Origin of the sequence: Asticcacaulis biprosthecium C19 (genome assembly GCF_000204015.1) — a bacterium.
Lineage (GTDB): Bacteria > Pseudomonadota > Alphaproteobacteria > Caulobacterales > Caulobacteraceae > Asticcacaulis > Asticcacaulis biprosthecius.
On record NZ_GL883078.1, the window covers coordinates 751,647 to 774,029 of the forward strand.

The window sequence follows — 22,383 nt, forward strand, 5'->3', positions numbered from 1 at the left end:
AAATTGGTATTTTAGTTGGCGCTCAGAGGCTTCGCCTCCTGGCGGCGCGCAGCCTGCGCTCCCACTTGGTCGCTAGGGACAAGGGCCAGCGCGTTGGAGCCTTGACAGAGAGATCGCCTCTTCGCAGGATCGGAAAATGCGAAATTTGCTTTCCTTCGATATAAAACGTCACGATGACGACGGAGCGATTGTCATCACACCCTGCGTCGATGGGCATCGGCTGTCGGATGCCGTCACGGGTTTTGAGCGTGATTGCGGCATGACCGACCCCGCCGGGGGCTATGACGGCCTCGTTCCAGCTTTTTTCCAATGTGGGGCACTGGAACCGTATTTTCTGGGGCAATCCGTAGCGCCCTACTTTGCGGGCAAGCCGGGACATATTTCCGTTCTGGCATGCGAATGCGGGGAGCTTGGGTGCTGGCCATTGAACTGTGCTGTCCGTTTAACGGGCGATCTCGTCACATGGCACCGGTTTGAGCAACCTCACCGGCCAAAGCGTGACTATTCGTCCTTCGGCCCCTTCGTTTTCAACCTGGAACCCTATCGCCAAACACTGCAAGCGTTGCAAGCGCAGCTAGGCTGATCAGCCCTGGACCTGCGCCATATGCATGAAGCGTAGGTGCTGCTCCAATTGCTGCGCCGACATCCGCGCCGCCGGCTTGAAGCGCACCACCCGCGTTTCGCCCGGCAAGAGGTCGAAATAGTTGTCTTCGAACTGGCAGTCGCCCTCGTCCAGGCTGAGGTACAGGTTCTTCACCAGGGTGGCCGATGTCACCGCCACAGCCAGTTCGTCGCCGACGGCCTTGACCTTGGTCGTCAGTTGAACCGGCGGCAGCGTCAGGTCCTTGACCGGCTTAAAGTACAGTATGTTCTGCGACAGCACCGTGTCCCCGTCCAGAATGCAGACATGCAGAAGTGTCGTTTCCGGCGCGGCGCCATTGAGCAGCGTCGCCGCGGTGGAGGTGACAAGGTCAAGGTTGGTATTGGCCCTCAGGGTCTGCGCCTCGTTGAACTCGCCAATGACCTTGCCGTGGAAATCCACCACCTGCAGCGACACGGTCACCGGCGTGTCGGTCAGGCGATCGCTGATCGCCGTCACAGTCAGAGTTTCACCATCCAGGCGCGGCGCCACCAGGATAGGGGCAAAGGCGTGACGGGTGAAATACTGCTGGGCCTTCCAGCGGCCGTAATAGTCGATGCTGCTCCATGACGCGACCGGCCAGCAGTCGTTGATCTGCCAGAACAGCGAGCCCATGCAGAAGGGCATGCGGCTGCGGTGCGCTTCCATAGCGACCTTTATGCCTTCGGCCTGAAGGACTTGCCCGACATAGAGGAACTGGCGGAAGTCCGCCGGCACCTTGTAGTCACGTTCCATGTAGGTCTTGATCGTGCCGTTGCCGATCGAAGAGCGCTGGTGCGCCTTCATGACCTCTGAGAAGATGTCATGGTCGCTGGGTTCGGTATAGGCCTGGACGGTCTTGAACTCCGGGAAGGACTGGAAGCCGTACTCGCTCATGAAGCGGCCGACGGCGACGCGGTACTCCGAGAACGGCTTCTGGCCCCACCAGACGTCCCAATAGTGCAGGTCTCCGGATTGCTGTTTGGCCAGATGGTCGGCATGGGCGATGCCGTTCTTGCCATCCCAGGCGGCAATCGGCGATGACGGCCAGTAGAAGGTCTGCGGATCGTTGCCGGTGACCGCGGCCGGCAGGATGTCGTGGAAGATGGCGTTGTAGGCCGTGGTCAGGCGGTCGCGCTGGTCCGGGGTGAGGGGCTGTTTCCAGCCCCAGCCGCCGTTGGGGACATCTGCCTGCCAGGCGGCGTCGATCTCGTTATTGCCGCACCACAGGGCGATACAGGCATGGTTGCGCAGGCGGCGGATATTCTGGACGGCCTCCTGGCGGACATTGTCGAGGAAGGCTTCGTCGCCTGGCAGCATCGAGCAGGCGAACATGAAGTCCTGCCACACCAGAATGCCGTTGCGGTCACACAGGTCATAGAAATAGTCGTCTTCGTAGATCCCGCCGCCCCAGACGCGCAGCATGTTCATATGGGTATCGACGGCGGACTGAACGACCTTGTCGTAGACGTCGTGCGTTACGCGCGGCAGGAAGCTGTCATTGGGGATGTAGTTAGCGCCCTTCATGAAGACGGGCACGCCATTGAGCTCGACATGGAAACTTGTGCCATCGGCATCCGGGGCCTGGACGACCTTGATGGTGCGCAGGCCGGTCCTGACCTCGCGGCTGTCGGAGACGCCAGCCGCCGTGACGCGGCCTTTCAGGCTGTAGAGGAAGGCTTCGCCCAGGCCGTTGGACCACCATAGCCTGGGTTTGGCGATGGTGAAGGTGACGGAAACAGTGTTGAGGCCGGCCTTGAGGACAGTTTCGATTTTGGCCGTGACGGATTTGTCGGTCGGGCTGGCGATGTCAAGCATGGCCGGACCGTCATGGCTCGCCAAGATTTCGAAAACAGCGGTCAATTGCGCGGCGTCAGCGGTCAGACTGTCCTGGACGATCCGCACGTCTTCGATGCGGAGACGGCTCCAGGCGCGCAGGGTCACCGGCCGCCAGATACCCGAGGTGACGAAGCGCGGCCCCCAGTCCCAGCCGTAATGATAGCCGGCCTTGCGGGTGAACAGGCCGACCTTCTTGTCGCCGAGGCCACCGGTTTCGCCCTGGTCGTTGGGTGAAGGTACGGCAAAACCGAAGGCGTCGAGCGCCGCCAACCCTTTGGCGATCGGGGAATGGAAGTAGATGCGCAGGCTATTGGCGCCGGGACGGGCGTGCGGCTTGATATCGACCGTCCACTCCCGGAACATGTTGTCGGCGCTCAGGACCTTGGTATCGTTGATATAGACGTCGGCATAGGTGTCGAGGCCGGCAAAGTGCAGTTCGACGTTGTCGTGGGCCAGGGTCTTGGCGTCCAGGGTCAGGGTGGTGCGGTATTCCCAGTCCTTCTTGTCGATCCATTGCTGATCGCGTTCATTGACGCGGTAAAACGGGTCTTCGATCTTGCCGTTGTTCAACAGGTCGGTATGGACCGTGCCGGGGACGCTCGCCTTTAGCCAGTCGTTGCTGTCTGCCTGACGGAACTCCCACCCGGTGGTGATGTCGTTGCGTTTGGTTTTGGACTTGGTTTTGGCTTGGGCGGCAATCGGTCCCACGGCCGACAAAGCGCCGGCGGCGATCAGCAGGTGACGGCGATGGGGTTGGGCCATGATGCGCTCCAGGGACTTTATGCCATAATAGGGGGCGGCCCGAGACAGGCGAACGGCCGTTCACGGCCGTGATAACAGGCTGAAGAAAGCCACTCCCGATTTATTTTTTCAAATTTCTTTAATATATCGGCGCGATTTTGCAAGTCGAAAATCTCGCACCAAGGAGATTTCGGCTTACCGTATTTACAGGCGCGTCGTCAGTTGTCCGCGCGCGTCGAGCGCCAGGTCATGGAGCTTTCCCTGATAGCGCAGCTTAACCGGCGTATCGGCCGGTCCGGTCAGGACCAGCTTCGTCAGTCGCCCGCCGTTCCAGGCGAGATCGGCGGTGATGCCGCCACGCGCCATCAGGCCGGTCACCCGGCCCGATGGCCATGCGGCAGGCAGGGCCGGCAGGACCAGGATCTCGCCGCCCCAGGATTGCAGCAACATTTCCAGAATGCCGGTAGCGCCGCCAAAATTGCCGTCGATCTGGAACGGCGGGTGGGCGTCGAAAAGATTGGGATAGGTGCGCTGCGGCCCCATCAACCCCATCAGGATGCTGTGGGCGTGTTCGGCCTCGCCCATGCGCGCCCACAGGGCCAGCCGCCAGGCCGTCCCCCAGCCGGTCGCCAGGTCGCCGCGCGTGTTCAGGGTCACCTTGGCGGCGGCGACCAGGTCCGGCGTGTCGCGGACATTGATCTGTTCGGACGGATACAGTCCATAGAGGTGCGAAACGTGACGGTGCTGCTGGTCCGGGGCGCGGGCGTCCCAGTCCTCCAGCCACTCCTGGAGCTGACCCTGGGCGCCGATGCGGTCGGCCGGCAGGCGGGCGTGCATGGCGGCGAGTTTGGCGGTGAAACCGTCATCGCCGTTGGCGAGCAGCTTTTGCGCCGCGATGGTGCTGGCGAACAGGTCGCGGATGATCTGGCTGTCCATGGCGGGACCGGCACAGGTGGCGACGCCCTTCATGTGCTCGTTTTCCGGCGAGATGGACGGCGAGGTCACCAGGCCCCTGCCCTTCGGATCCTCGACCAGGGTGTCGGCAAAGAACTGCGACGCGCCCTTCAGCAGAGGGTAGATGCGTTTGAGGAATTCCGGGTCGCGATTGTAGTCGTAGTGGTCCCACAGGGTCTTGCACAGCCAGGCTCCGCCGGTCGGCCACATACCCCACCACGCGCCGTCGATCGGCGCCGATGCGCGCCACAGGTCGGTATTGTGGTGCGCCATCCAGCCGCTGGCGCCGTACATGACCTTGGCCGTCTTCGCGCCAGTCATCGACAGGTCCTCGACCATCCGCACCAAGGGCTCGACACAGACGCCGATATTGGCCGGTTCGACCAGCCAGTAGTTCATCTCGGTATTGATGTTGATGGTGTATTTGCTGCCCCAGGGCGGGTTGACACCTTCGTTCCAGATACCCTGCAGGTTGGCCGGCTGTGTGCCCGGCCGCGACGACGAGATCATCAGGTAGCGGGCGAACTGAACATACAAGGCCGCCAGTTGCGGATCGTCGCTGGCCAGGGACTTGCCGATGCGGATATCGGTAGCGGCGCAGGCAGCCGAGGTGTTGCCGAGGTCGATGGTCATCCGCCGGAACAGGGCGCGGTGGGCGGCAATATGGTCGGCCTTCAGGGCGGCATAGGGTTTGGCAGCGGCGGTGTTCAGCGCCGCCGTACGTGCGATCGGATCGCCGCCGGTGTCGTCGAAGCGGACGAAGCTGGTCGCCGCGGCGATCAGCAGAGTGACGGTCGTGGCACCGCGCACCGTCAGGCTGTCGCCCGCGGCGGTGATGTTGCCGTCACCGATGGCGCGGATGCGAACGGCATAGGTCAGGCCGGCCGGTATTCCCGCCGAGGCGATATTGGCACCGGTGACCAGCAGTTCATTACTGCTGGCGGCGAAGGCCAGGCTTTGCGGCCGGCGTTCGCGGCTCAGGCCTTCGCGCTTGTCCCAGGCTGCCCCCTGGCTCAGGGTGTCGGTGACCTTGCCGTCATACACCGGCGCACCGTAATCGACCTGATCCGGATGGCGGTAGCCGAGGTCGAAGTCGAGTCGCCCCTTGCCCTTGGCGGTCAGTCGGACAACCAAGACCTGATCGACGGCGCTTGAGAAGACTTCGCGGGTATAGGTGGTGGCGCCGATCTTGAAGGTGGTGGTGGCGACGGCGGTGTCGAGGTCGAGGCTGCGGCGGTAGTCCGACGGTTGCGCGAGGCCATGGAAGTCAAGCAGAAGATCGCCGGCCGCGCCGTAGGGCATCTGGGTCTTGGGTTGCGCCATCATGGACGCATTGACCAGGTCCGAGGCGTCCTTGAACTTTTCCGCATCGATCAGGGCGCGGCACTTGGCCAGGTTTTCGAGACAGCCGGGATTGTTAGGATCGTAGGGAGAGCCAGCCCAAAGGGTGTCTTCGTTGAGTTGCAGCCGCTCCTGCGCGACGCGCCCGAAGACCATGGCTCCCAAACGGCCATTGCCGACCGGCAGGGCTTCGACCCACGGTCCGGCGGGTTGAGCGTACCACAGGGTCAGGTCTGACGGACGGCTTTTGGCCTGGGCTACGGAGGCGGTCACACCGCCGCCGATACCGCCGGCCAGGATGGCGCGGCGATCAAGTTTCAATCCCGACATGGTGTTTCCTCCAATGCTCGATCTGACGGCGAGGCCTTTTCGCAACTTTTACACATGGAAGACATTTTTACAAATGCTCATGACACGATCTTTCACAGGGTTGGGTATCACCGACATCAACCTTACCATCTTCGGTTTCGATCGTCATGGGACGGCAACCGCGACGACGCCATGCCTGACGCTGAGCGGCGTTGGTTCGGTGAACAACCGCCTTGTCAAGCAGGACCTATCCGACTATATTTTCATATAGGGTAGCTTATTGCATATATGAATTAAACGCCCAGGAAACGACCGGAACTTTTTACCCATGAAACTAACCAAACGTACCCTGTTACAAGGGGCCGCCGGGCTTGGTGCGGCCGCAACGATTCCGGTGGCGGCCCAGGCATCCCCCGGTCTGGCGGAGGTGGCCAGTGGCCCGTTCCAGCCATCGTGGGAGTCGCTGATCGACGGCTACAAGGCCCCTGACTGGTTCCGCGACGCCAAGTTCGGTCTGTGGGCTCACTGGGGCGCGCAGTGCGTGCCCGAAGCCGGCGACTGGTACGCCCGTCACATGTACGTCCAGGGCCATCCGCAATACGATCACCACGTCAGAACCTACGGCCATCCCGCCGACAACGGCTTCATGGAGATGTATCCGCGCTGGACGGCGGAAAACTGGAATCCCGACGAACTGCTCGACCTCTATGCCGGGGCAGGCGCCAAATACTTCGTCGCCATGGCCAATCACCACGACAATTTCGACGCCTACGACTCGAAGTTCCACGACTGGAACTCTGTCCGCATCGGGCCGAAAAAGGATCTGATCGGCCTCTGGGCCAAGGCCGCCCGGGCGCGGGGCCTGAAGTTCGGCGTCTCCAACCATTCCGCCCATGCCTGGCACTGGTTCCAGACCGCCTATGGCTACGACCCGGAAGGCGCCCGCGCCAACGAACGCTACGACGCCTTCAAACTCACCAAGTACGACGGCGCCGGAAAATGGTGGGAAGGTCTCGATCCGCAGGACCTGTATGGCGGGGCCGTCATGGCCCTGCCCGATGGCCTGACCACGACCACGGCCGCCAGGGACTGGCATGAGGCGAATGACCGCGTGTGGGACGAAAAGCCGCCCTTGCAGAACCCGGCCTTTGTCCGCCAGTGGTACCTGCGCTGCAAGGACCTGATCGACAGCTACAGGCCCGACCTGGTCTACTTCGACAATTTCGACCTGCCCCTGGGACAGGCGGGGCTCGACATCGCTGCCCACTATTACAATGCCTCGATCGGCTGGCATGGCAGCCTGCAGGCGGTCGTCAACACCAAGCATCTGCCGGCCGAGCGGCGCATGGCGGTGATCGAGGACGTCGAACGCGGCCTGCGCCAGGACATCGAACCGCATCCGTGGCAGACCGACACCTGTATCGGTGACTGGCACTACAATCGCAGCGTCTTCGACCGGAAGGGATATCTCGGCGCGGCCACCGTCATTCACCGGCTGTGCGACATCGTCTCAAAGAACGGCAATCTGCTGCTGTCGATCCCGGTACGCGGCGACGGTACCATCGACTCGGAGGAACGCCGTATCGTCGGCGAGATCGGCGGCTGGATGCAGCGCTTCGGCGACGCCATCTACGGAACCCGGCCCTGGCGCATCTATGGCGAAGGCCCGACCTCGGTCGAGGCCGGCATGTTCAGCGAAGGCAAACAGAAGCCGTTCACCGCCGCCGACATCCGCTTTACCACCAAAGGTGCGGCGCTGTACGCCCTTGTCCTCGGGCGTCCCGGCGACAACCTCACCATCACGGCCCTCGGTCGCAAGGCCGGGTCGGTCCGCCGGGTCGAGGTGGTCGGCTCCCCTTCGCCGCTCAGTTTCCGCCAGGATACCGCGGGCCTGCACGTCACCATCCCGGCCGGCGCCAGTCACGACTTTGGCCTGGCGTTGAAGGTCACCGGCAAGGGCCTGGCCTGACGCCGCGACGGCTGACGGTCAAACGGCCGACGGGGATTGGGTTTCGATGGCGATCCTGACTGCCTGGGTCTGATGCGGCGGTTCGAAGGCGGCGATCTTCTCGACCGCTTCGGCCGGGGTCAAAACGTAGGATACCAGTGCCGCGGTCGCCGCTTTTCCGCCGGCCAGCCATAGCTTGTCGAGGAGCCGCTTTACCGGAAGCGTCGGCCGGCTGCTGTCAGTCTGGTCGTCCAGCGTCCAGAAATCGCCCAGGAAGACCATCGGGCTGGACCAGCCCCGTTCGCCCTCGGCCGGCGCGGGGAAGGATTTGTAATAGTTCTGCGCCGCGTCCTGGAACACCTCCTGCAAGGTGCCGGCGCGGCCTTCGCAATAGACAATGCCGTGCGAGGCCGCCGCCAGAAGCCCATCCTCGCGGATCGAGTTCTGGAAATATTTACCGACCGCGGCGGCGAACATCGTCGTCGGTTCCCAGCCATACATCCAGGTCGGGATGGCAATGCCACCGCCGGCCGGATGGTCCTGACGGATTTCCCAGGCGGGCTTGTAATAGTCGCCCAAAGCCTGGATGGCCGCCGGGTTTTCATGGATCGGAGCCTTCGGATCGCCGGTATAGGTGACCGGACGGCCATGACTTTGGGGAACCGGCGCGGTCCTGAGGAGGTTAAGGGCGCGATCGAGGTCAGCACCGGGCCTGCCGATCATCGCGCCCAGGTGCGCCGCTTCCATGGCGCCCGGACCGCCGCCGGTGATGATCAGGTAGCCGCGCTCCGTCAGCATGGCTGCCGTCATCGCCGCCTCGGCATAGGCGGTCAGCGAACGGTTGACCGCGTGGCCGCCCATCATGGCGACCACCTTTCTGCCGGCCAAAGCCTGGGCCAGCAGTTGCAGGATGGTGCAGTCGTGTTCGGCGCGCTTCAACACCATGGGCTTGTGGGTGCTGGCCGCGCCCCCATCGGCGACAAACTGTTTGTAGATCTCGAAATCCGGAGTCTGACCGAAGGTCTCGGTGCGCGCGGGATCGAAGCCGTGAAACAGCTGCGGGATGGTGTAAAGGGCGGCGGGAGAAGGATCGAAGTTCGGCATGGTTCCCGGTTTGCCGCAAACCGGCCGCATCGGCAAGTCGTCAGGCTGCGCCCTCTGGCAAGTCAGGCCGCTTTCGACATGGCCGGCCGGTGGGTGCGCACGCAATTGCGCCCTGACGCCTTGGCGGCACACAGCGCGGTATCGGCCCGTTCCACCAGGTCCGCCAGGTTGGGCGTTTCGGTGTTCGACCAGTGGATACCGAAGCTCGCCGTCACCTGGCCGGGTTTTACCTGGTCTGATTGGCCGAAGTCGAAGTTTTCGATGCAATCACGGATCTTTTCGGCCACGCGCTGGGCGCCGCGGCGGTCGTTATCGGCGCAGACGACGATGAACTCTTCGCCACCCCAGCGCGCCACCATGTCGACGACACGGACATTGCGGCTAATCACGGTGGCGACGTCGGTCAGAACCCGGTCGCCATAGGTATGTCCGAAGGTGTCGTTCAGCTTCTTGAAGTGATCGATGTCGATCAGGATGACGGCCAGGGCGACCGGCCCGCGTCTATGCTCCACCACGCCATCGAAGCGTTCGATCAGGCCGCGACGGTTGAGGATTCCGGTCAGATGGTCGCGGCGCGCCGCCTCCTGGGCTTCGCTCAGGGTCAGGGCGGCCAGCACACGACGCTCATGGTCCGCCCGGCGCAGATTGCTGATGCGGTAACCCAGATAAAGGACGATCATGATCACCCAGATCCCCAGCACCAGCGAATAGAACTGCGCCTCGCTGAGGATGGCTGTGCGGATTTCGATATCGCGGACCTCGAACTCATGGTGGCCCAGCGGCGCTTCCGTGCCGGTCTCGATGATCAGCGAGGTGATATTATCAAAGGTCACGCGGCCGAATTCCGGCGCCAGCTTGTGCTTGCGCATCCACCAGTCGGCGACGCCGAAATCGGCGGCGACGAACTCGGTCCTTTGCAGCACCCCCGGCGTGGTATCGGCCTCGACACGCAGATATTTCGGCGACTCGTCGTCGGCGCGGACACTATAGCGCGCATCGAAATTCTTCATGTGCAGGCGGAACGAGGTCGACCCGCCGCGGTACATCATGGTGATGGCAACCGAACGCATATTGCTGAGGTTCAGCCCATGGCTGCCCTTGTTGGCATCGGTGAACAGCTCATAGCCGCAATAGGGATAAGGATGGCCGGCGCGCAGCTCGCAGTCCCAGGTCAGGGACGCCGTGGCATTGATCGTCGACTTGCCGCCGGCATCGCTGTCGACGAACAGGACGCGGCCGCTCTGGGCCGTGCTGGCTGGCGTGAAGTGCAGGGTGCGGTCGAGCAGCTTGTCCTTGCCGATCACGGCGGCGGCGGTCAGCAACAGAAGGGCCAGCAGCGCCAGTTCGAACTTGGCGTGGGCCAGCAGGCCCAGGCCCGGCACCGTGAAACGTTTTCTCTTGTGCAAGCCCTCAGTACGCAAGGCCATACCCTAACTCAGGTTTTAACTCTGAGAGGAAGGATGCCGGTGAAAGCTGAGAAAGCCATGAAGGCTTAGAGTTAACGTAACGCAATTATGTCAGTTCAACCCGTGAGGGGTCGAAACCGACCACCTCGCGAATAACGATCATAGTGCGGAAGTTGCGTACGCCGCGTTCCGACGACAGCTCGCTTTGGCTGAAGTCCTCGTAGGCCGCCATGGTCGGAACGGCCACCGTCAGCAGGAAATCGGTTTCACCCGTCACATCCCAGCACCCGAGCACCGCCTTCGCCGCGGTCATGGCGCGCTTAAACGCATCGGTGATCGCCTTCTCCTGGCTGCGCATGGTGACCAGGACGTGGATCAGGATATGCGGCGCGATCCGTGCCGGGTCGACAATGGCGATATCGCGCACGATCACACCATCGGCGCGCAACCGCCGCAAACGCCGCAGGACCGCTGATTCGGAAAGCCCCACCGCCTCCGCCGTTACCCGCGCCGGCTCCAGGTTGTTGCGCCGTGCGCGTTCCAGGATCCGGTAATCGAAATCGTCCAGCGCGACTAAATCCGTCATTTTGGCTCTCTTTATGATAATTTCAGGCGCAGATGTGACGGAAATCGCCGGGAAACGCAAATGCGAAAGCGCTATGTTGCGGCGCATGATGACCCGTTTCCTGACCTCCCCCCGCCTCAAGGTGCAGTTCGCTGGGGCCTTGCCCTATCTGGCCCTGCTGGCCGGCATGATTGCGCTTGCCTGTGGCACAGCCTTCGCTAAGACCCTGTTCCCGGTGCTGGGCGCCGAAGGCACCTCGGCGATGCGCGTCGGCCTGGCGGCGATCCTGCTGCTGGCGATCTGGCGGCCATGGCGATTCCGCTTCAGCCGCCGCGACCTGACCGCCATGGTGCTGTACGGTGTGGTCACCGGCGGCATGAACCTGATGTTCTACCTGTCGCTGAAGACCATTCCCCTGGGCCTGGCCCTGGCCATCGAATTTACCGGCCCCCTGACCCTGGCCATGCTGCATGCACGCCGGCCGATCCATTTCGTCTGGATCGGCTGCGCGGTGGCCGGGCTGCTGTTGCTGTTGCCGATCGGCCGCGGCGCGATCCAGCTCGACCCTGTGGGCGTGCTGTTGGCGGGTCTCGCCGGGGTGTGCTGGGCTTTGTACATCGTCTTCGGCAAGCGCATGGCGCACCTGCCGGCAGGACCATCTGTAGCCATCGGCATGACGACGGCGGCGCTGGTCATCCTGCCGTTCGGCGTGGCGCGCGCCGGGCTGGAGTTGTTCAATCCGGCCCTGCTTCTGGCCGGTCTGGCGGTAGCGGTGTTTTCCAGCGCCCTACCCTATTCTCTGGAAATGATCGCCCTGCGAAAGCTGCCGGAGCGGACCTTCGGCGTGCTGACCAGCGCAGAGCCGGCGGTCGGCGCCCTGGCCGGACTGATGTTCCTGAGTGAACAGTTGAGCCTGTTGCAGTGGCTGGCCATCGCCGCCATCGTGGTCGCGGCCTCGGGTTCGATCGCGACAACGGGCCATGACAAGACGGCCGCCGCACCCGTTCCGGCGGAATAGGCTTCCGTCTTCGCGGGTCCACGACGCCACAGCCTTCTGGACGTAGACGTCGGGATCGCCCGCCAGCACATCGGCAACCCGAAAGGTCCAGTCCGTCTCCTTGCGGCGTAGGAAGGCCCAGGTCGCCACGATCGCCGTGCGCCGGCGGTGCGGGTCGGGTCGGGTCGGGTCGGGTCGGGTCGGGCGATTGTGCCAGTTCGATCAAAAGAACACGGTCGCGGCCAAGCATATATTCCCCGATCACCCACGGTGCCGCGCGATCGACCAGGTCCCAGTTGTAGATGCGGTCGTGGCGGCGCGGATAGAGATCGAACAGGGCATGGCGCTGATCGTCGGTCAGCTTTTTGCGCGCCTGGACATCCATCACCGCCACGGCGGCCATGCGCACCTCGTAGCGCGGATCGTCGAGCACGGTCTCGACCTGGTCCAGCGTCAGAGATGCAAACCGTTTGGCCACCGGAAAGATCGACCCGATCGACACGCCCATGATCTGTGTTTTTGGATCATTGCCGGCAAAGAAACGCGCCACCTGGGGGATGGCGGCCGGATCGGCCATGGCTTCCAGTTGGGCGATAAGTTCGGCAGCCGTCATGGGGCAAATCTCATGCCAGCATAGTCGCTCAGTCGGGGCAGGGCTCAACTCGCGCCTCACGATAAATTTTCAGAACACCCGTTGAAATACTCAACCTGTCGGGATATGAAGATGGGCGGGGCTAGGCAGGATATTGCCGCCCCGACTTCCTGTTTTCCAGCGTATCGGCCGCATCGGGCATGGCCCCGTCGCGTCTGCGTTTTCACGGCCACCCGCAGTATTTTTTCGACATTCAGGAGCGACAGATCATGGGCTACAAAGAGGATTTCAACAACGACAAGGGCTGGTCGGCGGTCGATGTGAGCACGCGGCTGAACAGCAGCGGCGGCAAGACCTTCTTCAAATTCCTGAAGCAGAACGGTGTCGACACCGTCATCCGCTACTATGCGAGCTCGGCCCGGCCCAAGACCCTTACGCCGGAAGAGGCCATCGCTCTGTCGGACGAAGGCTTCGCCATCCTGCCCGTCTTCCAGGACAGCAGCCGCGATATCAGCAATTTCTCGGCCGCCATCGGCAAGAAGAATGCCCAGAGCGCCATGGCCTTCGCGAAATCGGTCGGCCAGCCCGCCGGCAAGGGCAGCACCATCATTTTCGCCGTGGACGAAGACTATTCTGCCGCCCAGATCGACGGCCCGATCCTGAACCATTTCAAGGCCATCAAGGCCACTGTGGGCGACGCCTTCCGCATCGGCGCCTATGGCAGTGGCGCGGTTCTGTCCAAGCTGCTGGCCGAAGGGGTGATCGAGGTTCCGTGGATTTCGATGTCGCGCCTGTTCCTAGGCACCGAATCCTTCTTCTACGGCAACAAATGGGCGCTGCGCCAGGTCCCTCCGGAGCACAGGGAGCCCACCAGCCGCATCGGCTATGACCGCAGCGTCGTCCGTATCGATCGCGCCAAGCTGGGCGCCTTCCAGGTCGGCGCCGATGGCAAGGGCATGGTAGCATGGGACGAGATGGAGGACGCGACCGTCACCCCGCCGCCCGTCGTGCCCCCTGTGCCGCCTGTGGCCGCCGACCTGATCGTAACGACCGATGGCCTGCGTCTGCGTCCGGCGCCGGATCAGGCCGCCATCCGCAGTCTGACCATAGGCGAACGTCTGACCGACCTGGGGCCGTCGTCCGTTCCCGGTTGGCAAAAGGTGCGATCGGGCAATGTCCAGGGCGTAAGTTTCGGCAAGTACCTGCGCAAGCCCGGGCGCCCCGAGGTCGAGGCGTTGCTGCGCGTGGCCATCGACGAATGGCTGCGCTTCGAACGCGGCACGGGCAATGAACGGGCGGACCCGTACTGCGGTTATGTCCGGGAGATGTGGGCGGCGATCGGCGAGCCGTTCGACGGCCGTAGCCGCTACCCCAACGGCGAAGAGGTGCCGTGGTCGGCAGCCTTTATATCCTGGGTGGTGCGGCGGGCCGGTCCGGCCTATGCCCAGTTCCGTTTTGCCGCCAGCCATTCGGTCTTCGTCAACAACGCCATCAAGGCGCGGGTCACCGACCGCAAGGACAAGCCGTTCTGGGGCTATCGCATCACCGAGGCCAAACCCGAACTGGGTGACATCATCCAGCGCAATCGCGGCGGCAACACCTACAGCTTCTCCTACGCCGAAAACCATGCCGAATATGCCAGCCATTCCGATATCGTCGTCGAGGTCACCCCGGACGTGGTGCGCGTTATCGGCGGTAATGTCGGCGATACAGTCGGCCTGGGCGCCGGCCTGCAGGAATACGATCTGACGCCGGACGGTCACCTGAAAACGGGCCAGAAGGTGATCGCCGTGCTGAAGAACCGGGCGGGGCTGTAGGCACCGGCTTTGGGACGGGTCGCCGGTCAGGCTTTGAGTGCAGCCGCAAAGCCGTCCGGCGAGACCGGACCAGAGGCCATGGCGGCACGGTGGAAGGCCTTGATGTCGAAGCCGGGGATTTTCCGCGCCGCCGCACGCCGTTCCAGGAAGCTCAGGGCCGAAAGCCCTTGGGCCGCATTGGCGCCAGGCGCCAGGCACATCCGGTCGATGTCCTCATCGATGGTGATGAAGTAGATCGGCCCGCCCTGCAGCCGGTTGAGGTTACGCACCGCCTCCTCACGCGACCAGTCTTCGGTATGCAGCCCGATATCGGCAACGATGCGCGCCGTGCGGAAGGCCTGCCATTGCAGGAAACCGATACGCGCCTCCGGCCACAGATCCAGCGCGCTGATTTCGGCGGCGACGGTTTCGGCATAGACCGGCCAGCCCTCTCCCCAGGCACTGCCGCCATAACGCGCCTGCAGCGCTGAGGCCGGTGTGGTGCGCACCGCCGCCGGCAGCATGTGGCCGGGATAGAGTTCGTGGTGCACGACGCTGGGCAGGGTCCAGACCGGACGGTCGCGGGTGCGGCGCTGGTCGATGATGTAGCTGGTGCCGCTGCGTTTGCCCTGGACCCCGGCCAGTTCTTCGGCCGCCGTCATGCGCTCGACCTGCGACGGCGGGATGTCGACCAGGTCGAACGCCACCGACAGGCGCTCCAGGACGTCGTCCAGCATCCGGTTCATGTCGGCGACCATCTTGGTGCGGCCGGTATCGGACTGCGGATAGAGGTAGCGTGGGTCGCGGGCAAAACGCTGCAACCGTTCGTGCGCCGGGCCGGATGTCAGGCCTTGAGCCTTCAGCAGGTCGTCAAGTTCGTCCCAGATGGCAACCAGCCTCTGGCGCGCCAGCTTCATCGCCGCCTTGGGATCGACCGGGCTCGACAGGGCCAGGCCCAGTTGCGCAGCATAGTAGTCCCGTCCTTGCGGCAGACGCCCGACGCCCGGCCGGTCGCCGGCAACGGCCAGTTGCGCCGTCAGGGCGACGATCTGGCTTTCCAGCGCGGCCTGGACCTGGCTACCAGACTCGCTTTGGGCGGCTTTGAACTGCGCCGTTTCGACGGCTGTCAGGGCGCGTCGCAGCAGAAAGTCGGGTTGAAGGAGGCCGTTGGCGGTGTCGGCGGCAATGCGCGCCGTCTCGAAGTCGATCTCGGCGGCCTGGGCCTTGCCGGCAGCGACCTGGGTGTGCTGACCCGAGCGGTAGGTGACCGGGTAGACGCTGTTGCCGTCGCCATAGGCGAAGTCGGTCAGGCCGGCTTCGCTGCGCGCGCCGTGGATGACGCTGGCCAGGACGATGGCGCTTTCACCGCCAGGGTTTTGCGCCAACGCGGCTTCCAGCGCGGTCAAGCGTGCCTTGGCGGCCTTGCGCCGTTCCTGGACGGCGTCGAAGCTGGCCGACCCGGTGGGGTCTTTCGCCAGGCTATCAAGTGGCGGGATGGCGCCCATCGCTGTTCCCGCTACGGCCAGGGCGGAGGCTCCGGCCAGGAAGCTTCTGCGGTCAAATCCGTGCATGAGTCGTTTCCCGATGTTTGCCGTCTTCTACACGGTTGCGGTCAAACTGTCGCCGTCAGGCCGCCATCGACATACAGGATCTGGCCATTGACGAAGTCCGACGCCGAGGACGCCAGAAAAACGGCGGCGCCGTGCAGGTCCTCCATCTTGCCCCACCGCCTGGCCGGCGTGCGCTTGCGCAGCCAGTCGTCGAACACCGGGTCTTCGTACAGCGCCTTGTTCAGCGGCGTGGCGTAATAACCCGGACCGATGGCGTTGATCTGCAGGCCGTGTTTGGCCCAGTCAGCGCACATGCCCTTGGTCAGGTTCAGAACCGCCCCCTTGGAGGCCGTGTAGGGCGCGATGGTCTGGCGGGCCAGCAGCGCGTTCACGCTGGCGATGTTGATGATCTTGCCGTGTCCGCGTTCGATCATGTGCCGCGCCACCGCCTGGCTGACATAGAAGACGCTGTCGAGATTGGCGCGCATCACCTCGTGCCAGGTCTCGACCGGAAAATCCTCCAGTGGGCGGCGGCGCTGGATGCCGGCATTGTTGACCAGGATGTCGATGGCGGTGCCGTGGCTTTCTAGGTGATCGATGGCGGCCTTCACAGCATCAGCGTCGGTGACATCGAAGGCCGACAGGACGACATCGGCGCCGTGACCACGCAGGGTCGCTGCGGCGGCCTCCAGACGCGCTTCGGCGCGGCCGTTGAGCACGACCTGCGCCCCGGCCTTGGCCAGGGCTGTGGCGATGGCCAGGCCGATCCCCTGACCCGAACCGGTGACCAGGGCCGTGCGGCCGGAAAGATCGAACAATCCCATATGCATCTCCTCACGCTTTTTCGTGCAAGCCTACCCGATTCGTCGCACGATGCCGCACAAGGATGCGGTCTATTCCGACGCCGCCAGCGCCGCCCTTTGACGCCGGGAATCGTGCCGGGCCTGGCGGGCGGCGATCGTGCCGATCAGCAGGGCCAGGAGACCCAACCAACCCAGAGCAGTCAGCAGGGCAATATAAACGGGGTTGCTCAGGCCCAGACCCAGCAGCATCGCGACGTGAAGACCGATCGTGACCGCCTGGCACAGTATGGCCCACTTCGGCCAGGCATGGGGCGATTTCCAGGCGACCACGCATAGCCCCTGCAGGATAAGGGTGTCGGTAACCAGCATGTACATGGCGACATAGTTGCTGGCGACGTATTTCGGGATGTAGGGGGCGGCGCTGCTCAGGGAGATCATGCCGAAACCGAGGCTCAGGGCGTAGGCAGCCATGTAGATGAGGGCGCCGAAACGTTCGCGCCAGCTTCCGGCAATCAGGGCGTAGACGCAAACGACCAGCAGGGCCGCGGCGCTTAGCTGAGTTATCCAGGATTGCAACATACCGGTCCGTCCCCTGCTTCCCGACGATTCGTCGCAGGCCGATAAAACAGGGAAAGGACCGGGATAGCAAGTCGAACGCCGTTACTTTCAGCTATCTGCCGTTCCGGAGACGGCGTCACGTCGCGCATGGGTCACACCGCCGTCACCGCCGCCGCCTTCGGGTCCCTTATCAGGGTCATAGGGCGGGACATGCGCAGCCGGTTCCAGGCGGAATTGCTTCTGGATCCGGGTCAACTCCCGATGGGCGTCGGCCATGTGCGCCTGGGCGTCCTGCAAGGCCTGCATCGCCTTTATGGTGCTGTCATTGACCTTCGTGCCCACCAGGGTCGAGATGCGGAGCGTACGGCGCGAGGTGATGCAGTTTTCGAGCAGGGTCGCGGCCTCCGTCAGGGCGCTGTCGATCGCCTCCTCGGCAATGTGAAGCTGGCTCGTCACCGATCTGGCGACGCTGACTCGAGTCTCTCTGGACATACGGTATTCCTTATGGCTTTACACAAAAGTCCCGGAAACGCTGGACCGTACGCCAAGTGTTGCCAGCAAAGTAATTGCAAACCGTGAAATTACACCCCTAACGTGATTTTAACCACAGTGAAACACTTCTTGCTCTTCTACGACTTCGTCGACGATTACCTCGACCGCCGGGGCGAGTTCCGCGGCGTGCACCTGGACCTGGCGTCGGCGGCGGCCGATCGCGGCGACCTGGTCCTGGGCGGCGCCCTGGCCAACCCGGCCGACGGCGGGGTACTGCTATTCCTGGGTGCCGACTCGTCGGTTGCCGAAAACTTCGCCCAATCCGATCCCTATGTGGTGAACGGTCTGGTCCGCAGCTGGAAGGTGCGTGAATGGACGACCGTTGTCGGAGACAGTGCCGCCACGCCGGTGCGGCCCTGACTGCGCCTTTATGGGCGGACTCGTCTTTTTGATCGAGACCACACGTAAACGCGCATCACCCGCACCGAAACCTTATGGGCCAAGGCCTATCATGGCTCTCACCTTCTTTGCGTGAGTGACTCCCATGATATCCGCCTCACCTGCCTGCACAGATCAGGCCTGGACAGATCAGGCCTGGACCGATCAGGTTGATTTCCGCCCCGCGCCCTATGCGCCCGATCCGCTGCGAAACCTGTTGAAGGCCAGCCTGATCACCGGTGGCATGACGCTGGTGTTCGGTCTGTTCATCATCGGCGGCAAGCTGGCCACCTTGCCCGACATCGACCCTATGGCGGACCCAGGTCTGGCCATCGACTACGCTGCCCAGCCACCGGCCGAGCGCGGCCTTCTGGTGGTGTCCCCTCGCAGCCGGCCGATGCCCTGTATGCCCTGGCGCAAATGCACGCGCCCACCGTACAGGCCAGCCCAGTCAAGGCGACGGTCGAAATCCCGGCCATGCCCGAGATGCCGACCTATACGACCGGCGACATTGCCGCGCCGGAGGTGGTGGCGGTGCAGGAGTCGGTTGTTGCGCCGGTCAGGATCGAAAGCGGCCCGCGTCCCTATTATTCTCTGGCGGCAGGTGCGAACTAGATTTTAGCCACGATAGTCATGCGTGCCGATCTCGCGGAGCATCTTGAGCCGCCCATCAGCGTCGCGGCGCCATAGACGGATACCGCCGCCGGTGACCGTGCCGCCGTTACCCCCCGCACGCCAGTCGACATGGAACTTGAAGTATTCCAGTACATAGCCGTGGCCCAGGTCTTCGAAACCTTCGTTCCACACCTCGACCTTGTCGAATGTCGCCCCGCGGCCGTTATTGACATAGTCGGTCAGGAAGGGCCGAATCTCCGCCATGCCGGTCCTGGCCTTGACGCTGTGGGGCATGATCACCGCATCGTCCGCGTAAAAACTTAGCCGCCGTTCGAGATCGTGCTGCTTTATGCCATCGGCATTGCCGGCGTTCAGGGCAGCCAATTCCCTGGCCAGGGCTGAGTCCGCCACTGGGGGCGCCTCCGCCACCTGCATGGCGACGAAGAAGTCCTCTGCCCCTTTCAGAGGTGCCGTCCAGTTGCGGACATCGGCCTTCAGCCGCAGCGATCCGTCGGAGTCACGCCCCCAGACATGGAGATACTTGCCTTCCGCGGGGCCGGCCGCTTCCCAGGTGATGGTGAAGCCGCCATATTCCAGAAGGGTATCGCCGAAATCGAACACTTCACGTATTTGCGGTACATAGGCCGTCACCCGACGGCGCGTCTGAACGCTGCGATGCCAGGCCTCGATTTGCCCCCTCCCCAGAAGGCGGGGTTGCTGGTCGGGCAGGCTGCGCGCGTCATCGCGGTACAATTCCAGCAAACGCGAAGTGTCGTTGACGATGAGGGCCTGCGCGAGTTCACCGTGCGCGGCCTTGACCACGCCACCGGACGGGTGCGCCCCTTCCCAAGACGTGTTGGGAGGCGTCAGGACGCGAAGGGGTGTGCCGTCCGGCAGCACTTCACCCGAAAAGGATATGCCCGGACATACGGCCAACACACACATAGTTCCGATCAGGTCGCGCCGGTTCATGCCCTTGTCCTCCGGGGTTGCACGCAGAGCCTGACCTAACGTAAGGCCGGTCGCCAACCGGTTTTCGCCGGGCGGGAGGCCATCGACGCCGAACGGGATGGGCCGGACGCACCGGTTGTGGTAAAATGAAAGAGAAACAACGGGGAGACAGGATGCGGGATACCCAGAAGCGGCTGCTGACGCGAGCCGCCACCCTTCTCGGCATCTGGGTCGGCATCGGCCTGCTGACCGCTGGCCAGTGGTACATGTATGACCTGGCCAACAGCCAGGCCAGGCCATGGAAGCACTATATCGGTCCTGCCATGGTCGCCAATGTGCTGTGGGCCTGCGTCACCCCGATCGTCTTCTCTATTGCCAACCGCATAACCCTGCAGCGTGGCCGGGCGGTGCGCTTCATCCTGACCCATTTCGCCATCGGCCTGGTGGTCAGCGTTTGCCACACCCTGATCTTTGTCATGTTCATGAGCCAGATCGACGACGGCTGGTACAAGATGCTGCCGCACAAACTGGCCGGCAGCCTCCAGATCAATGTGCTGATCTATGCCATGATGGTCGCCATCGTCACCACCACCCGCGCCCTGCGGCATCTCAATGACCGGGAACTGCAAGCCGCCCAGATGGAAACCCAGCTCGCCGAGGCCGAAACGGCTTCCTTGCGGGCGCAATTGCAGCCGCACTTCCTGTTCAACGCGCTCAATGCCATCTCGGCCCTGGTGCGCAGCGAACCGCTCAAGGCCGAGCGCATGATTGCCCGGTTGGGCGAACTTCTGCGGCTGTCGATCGACGGTCATCGCGGCCAGGAAAGCAGCCTGGGCGACGAACTCGACTTCACCGAAGCCTATCTGGCGATCGAAGAAGCGCGGCTGGGGGAAAGGCTGACGGTGATCCGTGAGATTGCCCCCGAAGCCCTGACCGCTACCGTGCCGTCGCTGCTGCTCCAGCCCCTGGTCGAGAATGCCATCCGGCACGGCATTTCCGGCCTGCCCCAGGGCGGCACCGTTACCATCTCCGCCAAGGTTACAGAGGCTTGCCTGCATATCGTGGTCGCTGACGATGGCGCCGGCGCAGCGTCGGTGACGGAGGGGGTCGGGCTGGCCAATACCCGGCGGCGCCTGACCCGCCTTTATGGCGAGCGCCAGTCCCTGACGATGGATACAGCGCCCGGCCGGGGCTTTCGCGTCAAGGTCAAGGTTCCCCTATGTACCGCACCCTGATCGTCGACGATGAGCCTCTGGCGCGGCTGAGGCTGCGCACCCTTCTGGAGCCGGAAAGCGATTTCACGATTGTCGGCGAGGCTCATCATGGCGAGATGGCCGTGGCGATGATCGAGGCCGAGCGGCCGGATGTCGTTTTCCTGGATGTCCAGATGCCGGCCATGACCGGGTTCGAAGTCATCGAAGCGATCGGCTTGCGCGCCATGCCGACCACCGTCTTCTGCACCGCCTATGACGCGTTCGCCGTCAAGGCGTTCGAGGTCCAGGCGCTGGACTACCTGCTCAAACCCTTCGACGATATCCGGTTTGGCCAGGTGCTGGCGCGGGTGCGCAAGACGGCGGAACCGCAGGAGAAGCGATTACAGCAGATCATGGAGATCGTTCAGCCCCTGCCGCGGCTGATTGCCCGATCGCGCGGAATCGTGCGCGTTATAGGCTATGACGATATCGACTGGGTCGCCGCAGCCGGCGACTATGCCGAGGTCCATACCGGCGGCCGCGCCTGGCTGGTCAACGATTCCATCGCCGCCCTGACGGCCCGGTTGCCGGAGGCCGACTTCGCCCGTATCCACCGCGCCACCATCGTGCGGCTGGATCGCATCGCCGAAATCCGCCCCGGCAGCCATGGCGACGGCGTCGTGCGGCTGCATGGCGGCGAGGATCTGCGCTTCAGCCGGCGCTACCGGATGGCGCTCGATGCCTGGCTGGTCCTGTAGGTCAAGGTTCCGGTGCGTTGACAGCCGGCGTCCGGCAGGCCAAGGTTAGGGGTATTCTAACGCCCGATGCCAGGACACACGCTTTGGCATGAGGCTTTTGCGAGATCAGTATGAGACGCCAATTCCTCATCGGTTCCCTGGCCGCCACGGCGGTGACCCTGACCGGCTGCGAAGAGCCCAAGCCGGCACCGCCGCCTCCCCCGCCGCCGGCACCACCCCCGCCGCCGCCAGTTTCGGTCGAGCCGGAGCGGATCGACTGGGTCGAGAAGATCACGCCGGAAAACGTGCCCGACACAGCGCGCGTCAGCGTCATAACGGCCAAGGGCGAGATCATCATCGAGTTGAACGGCAAGGCAGCGCCGATCACGGTCTCCAACTTCCTGCGCTATGTCGAGTCAGGCAAGCTGACCGGATCCGACTTCTGGCGCGCGGCCAATTATGACGGCGTCGGTTTCATCCAGTGCACCATGCGCGGCCCCACCTTTCCGCCGATCCGCCACGAGCCGACCAGCCAGACGGGGCTGTCGCACACCAATGGCGCGCTTTCGATGTCACGCTTTGATCCCGGCACGGCGACGGCGGATTTCATCATCTGCGTTGGCGACAACACGGCCATGGATGCCGGTCGCGAAGGCTCGGATGACAAGCTGGGCTATGCGGTTTTTGGCCGCGTTGTGAAGGGTATGGGTGTTGTCCGCGCCATTCTGGCCGGCAAGATCAGCAAGGCCAAGGCCAAGCCGGGACAATGGGACGGCCAGATGCTGGCGCCGCCCATGACCATCACTGAAGGCAAACGGATAGACTCAGTCTAGCG

20 protein-coding genes and 2 pseudogenes are annotated in these 22,383 nt (G+C 63.6%); 10 read left to right on the forward strand and 12 right to left on the reverse strand.

Going from position 1 to position 22,383, the window contains the following annotated elements; translation table 11 throughout:
- Positions 1–136 precede the first annotated feature (136 nt).
- The gene (locus tag ABI_RS24510; protein WP_083811508.1) at positions 137–583 is read left to right on the forward strand and encodes a hypothetical protein; all 447 of its coding nucleotides are present in this window, start codon (positions 137–139) and stop codon (positions 581–583) included.
- On the opposite strand, the gene ABI_RS13910 is transcribed toward ABI_RS24510, so the two are convergent.
- Both ABI_RS13910 and ABI_RS13915 read right to left on the reverse strand, forming a co-directional pair.
- Positions 584–3,220 (reverse strand): glycoside hydrolase family 2 protein, encoded by a 2,637-nt coding sequence (locus ABI_RS13910; RefSeq protein WP_006273658.1) that lies wholly within the window; start codon positions 3,218–3,220, stop codon positions 584–586.
- A gap of 183 nt (positions 3,221–3,403) precedes the next feature.
- Positions 3,404–5,824, reverse strand: coding sequence for a glycoside hydrolase family 95 protein (locus ABI_RS13915; protein WP_006273659.1), 2,421 nt, complete (start codon positions 5,822–5,824; stop codon positions 3,404–3,406).
- 13 nt (positions 5,825–5,837) lie between these two features.
- On the opposite strand from ABI_RS13915, the gene ABI_RS25250 reads away from it, so the two are divergent.
- Positions 5,838–6,074, forward strand: coding sequence for a hypothetical protein (locus tag ABI_RS25250; protein WP_157138896.1), 237 nt, complete (start codon positions 5,838–5,840; stop codon positions 6,072–6,074).
- Between the two features lie 57 nt (positions 6,075–6,131).
- Positions 6,132–7,772, forward strand: coding sequence for an alpha-L-fucosidase (locus ABI_RS13920; RefSeq protein ID WP_006273661.1), 1,641 nt, complete (start codon positions 6,132–6,134; stop codon positions 7,770–7,772).
- Positions 7,773–7,790: 18 nt separating this feature from the next.
- Here the strand turns inward: ABI_RS13920 and ABI_RS13925 are convergent, their stop codons facing one another.
- The 3 genes from ABI_RS13925 to ABI_RS13935 form a co-directional block, all read right to left on the reverse strand.
- A complete protein-coding gene (locus tag ABI_RS13925) occupies positions 7,791–8,855 on the reverse strand; it encodes a hypothetical protein (RefSeq protein WP_157138897.1) in 1,065 nt (354 codons plus the stop codon).
- A gap of 62 nt (positions 8,856–8,917) precedes the next feature.
- Positions 8,918–10,282, reverse strand: a complete 1,365-nt coding sequence (locus tag ABI_RS13930) for a GGDEF domain-containing protein (protein ID WP_040309267.1) — start codon at positions 10,280–10,282, stop codon at positions 8,918–8,920.
- Positions 10,283–10,367: 85 nt separating this feature from the next.
- Complete coding sequence (locus ABI_RS13935) at positions 10,368–10,847, reverse strand: Lrp/AsnC family transcriptional regulator (RefSeq protein WP_040309268.1); 480 nt, start codon at positions 10,845–10,847, stop codon at positions 10,368–10,370.
- A gap of 85 nt (positions 10,848–10,932) precedes the next feature.
- Here ABI_RS13935 and ABI_RS13940 point away from each other — a divergent pair, with 85 nt between their 5' ends.
- Positions 10,933–11,844 carry an EamA family transporter gene (locus ABI_RS13940; protein ID WP_006273664.1) on the forward strand — a complete coding sequence of 304 codons (912 nt, stop codon included), beginning with the start codon at positions 10,933–10,935 and terminating at the stop codon, positions 11,842–11,844.
- A gap of 21 nt (positions 11,845–11,865) precedes the next feature.
- On the opposite strand, the pseudogene ABI_RS26670 reads toward ABI_RS13940, so the two are convergent.
- Positions 11,866–11,985: pseudogene (locus ABI_RS26670) on the reverse strand (DNA alkylation repair protein); the annotation flags it as partial.
- Positions 11,986–12,082: 97 nt separating this feature from the next.
- Positions 12,083–12,436, reverse strand: a pseudogene (locus ABI_RS26675) (DNA alkylation repair protein); the annotation flags it as partial.
- Between the two features lie 248 nt (positions 12,437–12,684).
- Here ABI_RS26675 and ABI_RS23760 point away from each other — a divergent pair.
- Positions 12,685–14,232, forward strand: coding sequence for a DUF2272 domain-containing protein (locus ABI_RS23760; protein ID WP_169313734.1), 1,548 nt, complete (start codon positions 12,685–12,687; stop codon positions 14,230–14,232).
- A 26-nt stretch (positions 14,233–14,258) separates the two neighbouring features.
- Here the strand turns inward: ABI_RS23760 and ABI_RS13960 are convergent, their stop codons facing one another.
- The 4 genes from ABI_RS13960 to ABI_RS13975 form a co-directional block, all read right to left on the reverse strand.
- On the reverse strand, positions 14,259–15,782 hold the full coding sequence (locus ABI_RS13960; protein ID WP_083811510.1) for a DUF885 family protein: 1,524 nt from the start codon (positions 15,780–15,782) through the stop codon (positions 14,259–14,261).
- 41 nt (positions 15,783–15,823) lie between these two features.
- A complete protein-coding gene (locus tag ABI_RS13965; RefSeq protein WP_211211170.1) occupies positions 15,824–16,585 on the reverse strand; it encodes a glucose 1-dehydrogenase in 762 nt (253 codons plus the stop codon).
- 69 nt (positions 16,586–16,654) lie between these two features.
- Complete coding sequence (locus ABI_RS13970; protein WP_006273668.1) at positions 16,655–17,143, reverse strand: hypothetical protein; 489 nt, start codon at positions 17,141–17,143, stop codon at positions 16,655–16,657.
- Positions 17,144–17,230: 87 nt separating this feature from the next.
- A complete protein-coding gene (locus ABI_RS13975) occupies positions 17,231–17,614 on the reverse strand; it encodes a hypothetical protein (protein ID WP_157138899.1) in 384 nt (127 codons plus the stop codon).
- A 117-nt stretch (positions 17,615–17,731) separates the two neighbouring features.
- Here ABI_RS13975 and ABI_RS13980 point away from each other — a divergent pair, with 117 nt between their 5' ends.
- Together ABI_RS13980 and ABI_RS13985 are read left to right on the forward strand one after the other, a co-directional pair.
- On the forward strand, positions 17,732–18,034 hold the full coding sequence (locus ABI_RS13980; RefSeq protein WP_006273669.1) for a YciI-like protein: 303 nt from the start codon (positions 17,732–17,734) through the stop codon (positions 18,032–18,034).
- A 438-nt stretch (positions 18,035–18,472) separates the two neighbouring features.
- Complete coding sequence (locus ABI_RS13985; RefSeq protein ID WP_006273670.1) at positions 18,473–18,667, forward strand: hypothetical protein; 195 nt, start codon at positions 18,473–18,475, stop codon at positions 18,665–18,667.
- A gap of 3 nt (positions 18,668–18,670) precedes the next feature.
- On the opposite strand, the gene ABI_RS13990 is transcribed toward ABI_RS13985, so the two are convergent.
- Positions 18,671–19,639, reverse strand: coding sequence for a YybH family protein (locus tag ABI_RS13990; RefSeq protein ID WP_006273671.1), 969 nt, complete (start codon positions 19,637–19,639; stop codon positions 18,671–18,673).
- A 152-nt stretch (positions 19,640–19,791) separates the two neighbouring features.
- On the opposite strand from ABI_RS13990, the gene ABI_RS13995 reads away from it, so the two are divergent.
- From ABI_RS13995 to ABI_RS14005, 3 genes are all read left to right on the forward strand, one after another.
- Positions 19,792–20,853 (forward strand): sensor histidine kinase, encoded by a 1,062-nt coding sequence (locus ABI_RS13995; RefSeq protein WP_006273672.1) that lies wholly within the window; start codon positions 19,792–19,794, stop codon positions 20,851–20,853.
- On the forward strand, positions 20,838–21,569 hold the full coding sequence (locus tag ABI_RS14000; protein ID WP_006273673.1) for a LytR/AlgR family response regulator transcription factor: 732 nt from the start codon (positions 20,838–20,840) through the stop codon (positions 21,567–21,569). The genes ABI_RS13995 and ABI_RS14000 overlap by 16 nt, the downstream gene beginning before the upstream one ends.
- Before the next feature lie 110 nt (positions 21,570–21,679).
- On the forward strand, positions 21,680–22,381 hold the full coding sequence (locus tag ABI_RS14005) for a peptidylprolyl isomerase (protein WP_006273674.1): 702 nt from the start codon (positions 21,680–21,682) through the stop codon (positions 22,379–22,381).
- The last annotated feature ends 2 nt before the right edge of the window (positions 22,382–22,383 follow it).

Bases quoted from the DNA above. Each gene is read 5' to 3' on its own strand.
- ABI_RS24510 (WP_083811508.1), top strand. From the start codon at position 137: ATGCGAAATTTGCTTTCCTTCGATATAAAACGTCACGATGACGACGGA.
- ABI_RS13960 (WP_083811510.1), bottom strand. From the start codon at position 15,782: ATGCACGGATTTGACCGCAGAAGCTTCCTGGCCGGAGCCTCCGCCCTG.
- ABI_RS14005 (WP_006273674.1), top strand. From the start codon at position 21,680: ATGAGACGCCAATTCCTCATCGGTTCCCTGGCCGCCACGGCGGTGACC.
- ABI_RS13910 (WP_006273658.1), bottom strand. From the start codon at position 3,220: ATGGCCCAACCCCATCGCCGTCACCTGCTGATCGCCGCCGGCGCTTTG.
- ABI_RS13920 (WP_006273661.1), top strand. From the start codon at position 6,132: ATGAAACTAACCAAACGTACCCTGTTACAAGGGGCCGCCGGGCTTGGT.
- ABI_RS13935 (WP_040309268.1), bottom strand. From the start codon at position 10,847: ATGACGGATTTAGTCGCGCTGGACGATTTCGATTACCGGATCCTGGAA.
- ABI_RS13970 (WP_006273668.1), bottom strand. From the start codon at position 17,143: ATGTTGCAATCCTGGATAACTCAGCTAAGCGCCGCGGCCCTGCTGGTC.
- ABI_RS23760 (WP_169313734.1), top strand. From the start codon at position 12,685: ATGGGCTACAAAGAGGATTTCAACAACGACAAGGGCTGGTCGGCGGTC.
- ABI_RS13965 (WP_211211170.1), bottom strand. From the start codon at position 16,585: ATGGGATTGTTCGATCTTTCCGGCCGCACGGCCCTGGTCACCGGTTCG.
- ABI_RS25250 (WP_157138896.1), top strand. From the start codon at position 5,838: ATGCTCGATCTGACGGCGAGGCCTTTTCGCAACTTTTACACATGGAAG.
- ABI_RS14000 (WP_006273673.1), top strand. From the start codon at position 20,838: ATGTACCGCACCCTGATCGTCGACGATGAGCCTCTGGCGCGGCTGAGG.
- ABI_RS13995 (WP_006273672.1), top strand. From the start codon at position 19,792: ATGCGGGATACCCAGAAGCGGCTGCTGACGCGAGCCGCCACCCTTCTC.
- ABI_RS13915 (WP_006273659.1), bottom strand. From the start codon at position 5,824: ATGTCGGGATTGAAACTTGATCGCCGCGCCATCCTGGCCGGCGGTATC.
- ABI_RS13990 (WP_006273671.1), bottom strand. From the start codon at position 19,639: ATGAACCGGCGCGACCTGATCGGAACTATGTGTGTGTTGGCCGTATGT.
- ABI_RS13975 (WP_157138899.1), bottom strand. From the start codon at position 17,614: ATGTCCAGAGAGACTCGAGTCAGCGTCGCCAGATCGGTGACGAGCCAG.
- ABI_RS13985 (WP_006273670.1), top strand. From the start codon at position 18,473: ATGCACGCGCCCACCGTACAGGCCAGCCCAGTCAAGGCGACGGTCGAA.
- ABI_RS13925 (WP_157138897.1), bottom strand. From the start codon at position 8,855: ATGCCGAACTTCGATCCTTCTCCCGCCGCCCTTTACACCATCCCGCAG.
- ABI_RS13940 (WP_006273664.1), top strand. From the start codon at position 10,933: ATGATGACCCGTTTCCTGACCTCCCCCCGCCTCAAGGTGCAGTTCGCT.
- ABI_RS13930 (WP_040309267.1), bottom strand. From the start codon at position 10,282: ATGGCCTTGCGTACTGAGGGCTTGCACAAGAGAAAACGTTTCACGGTG.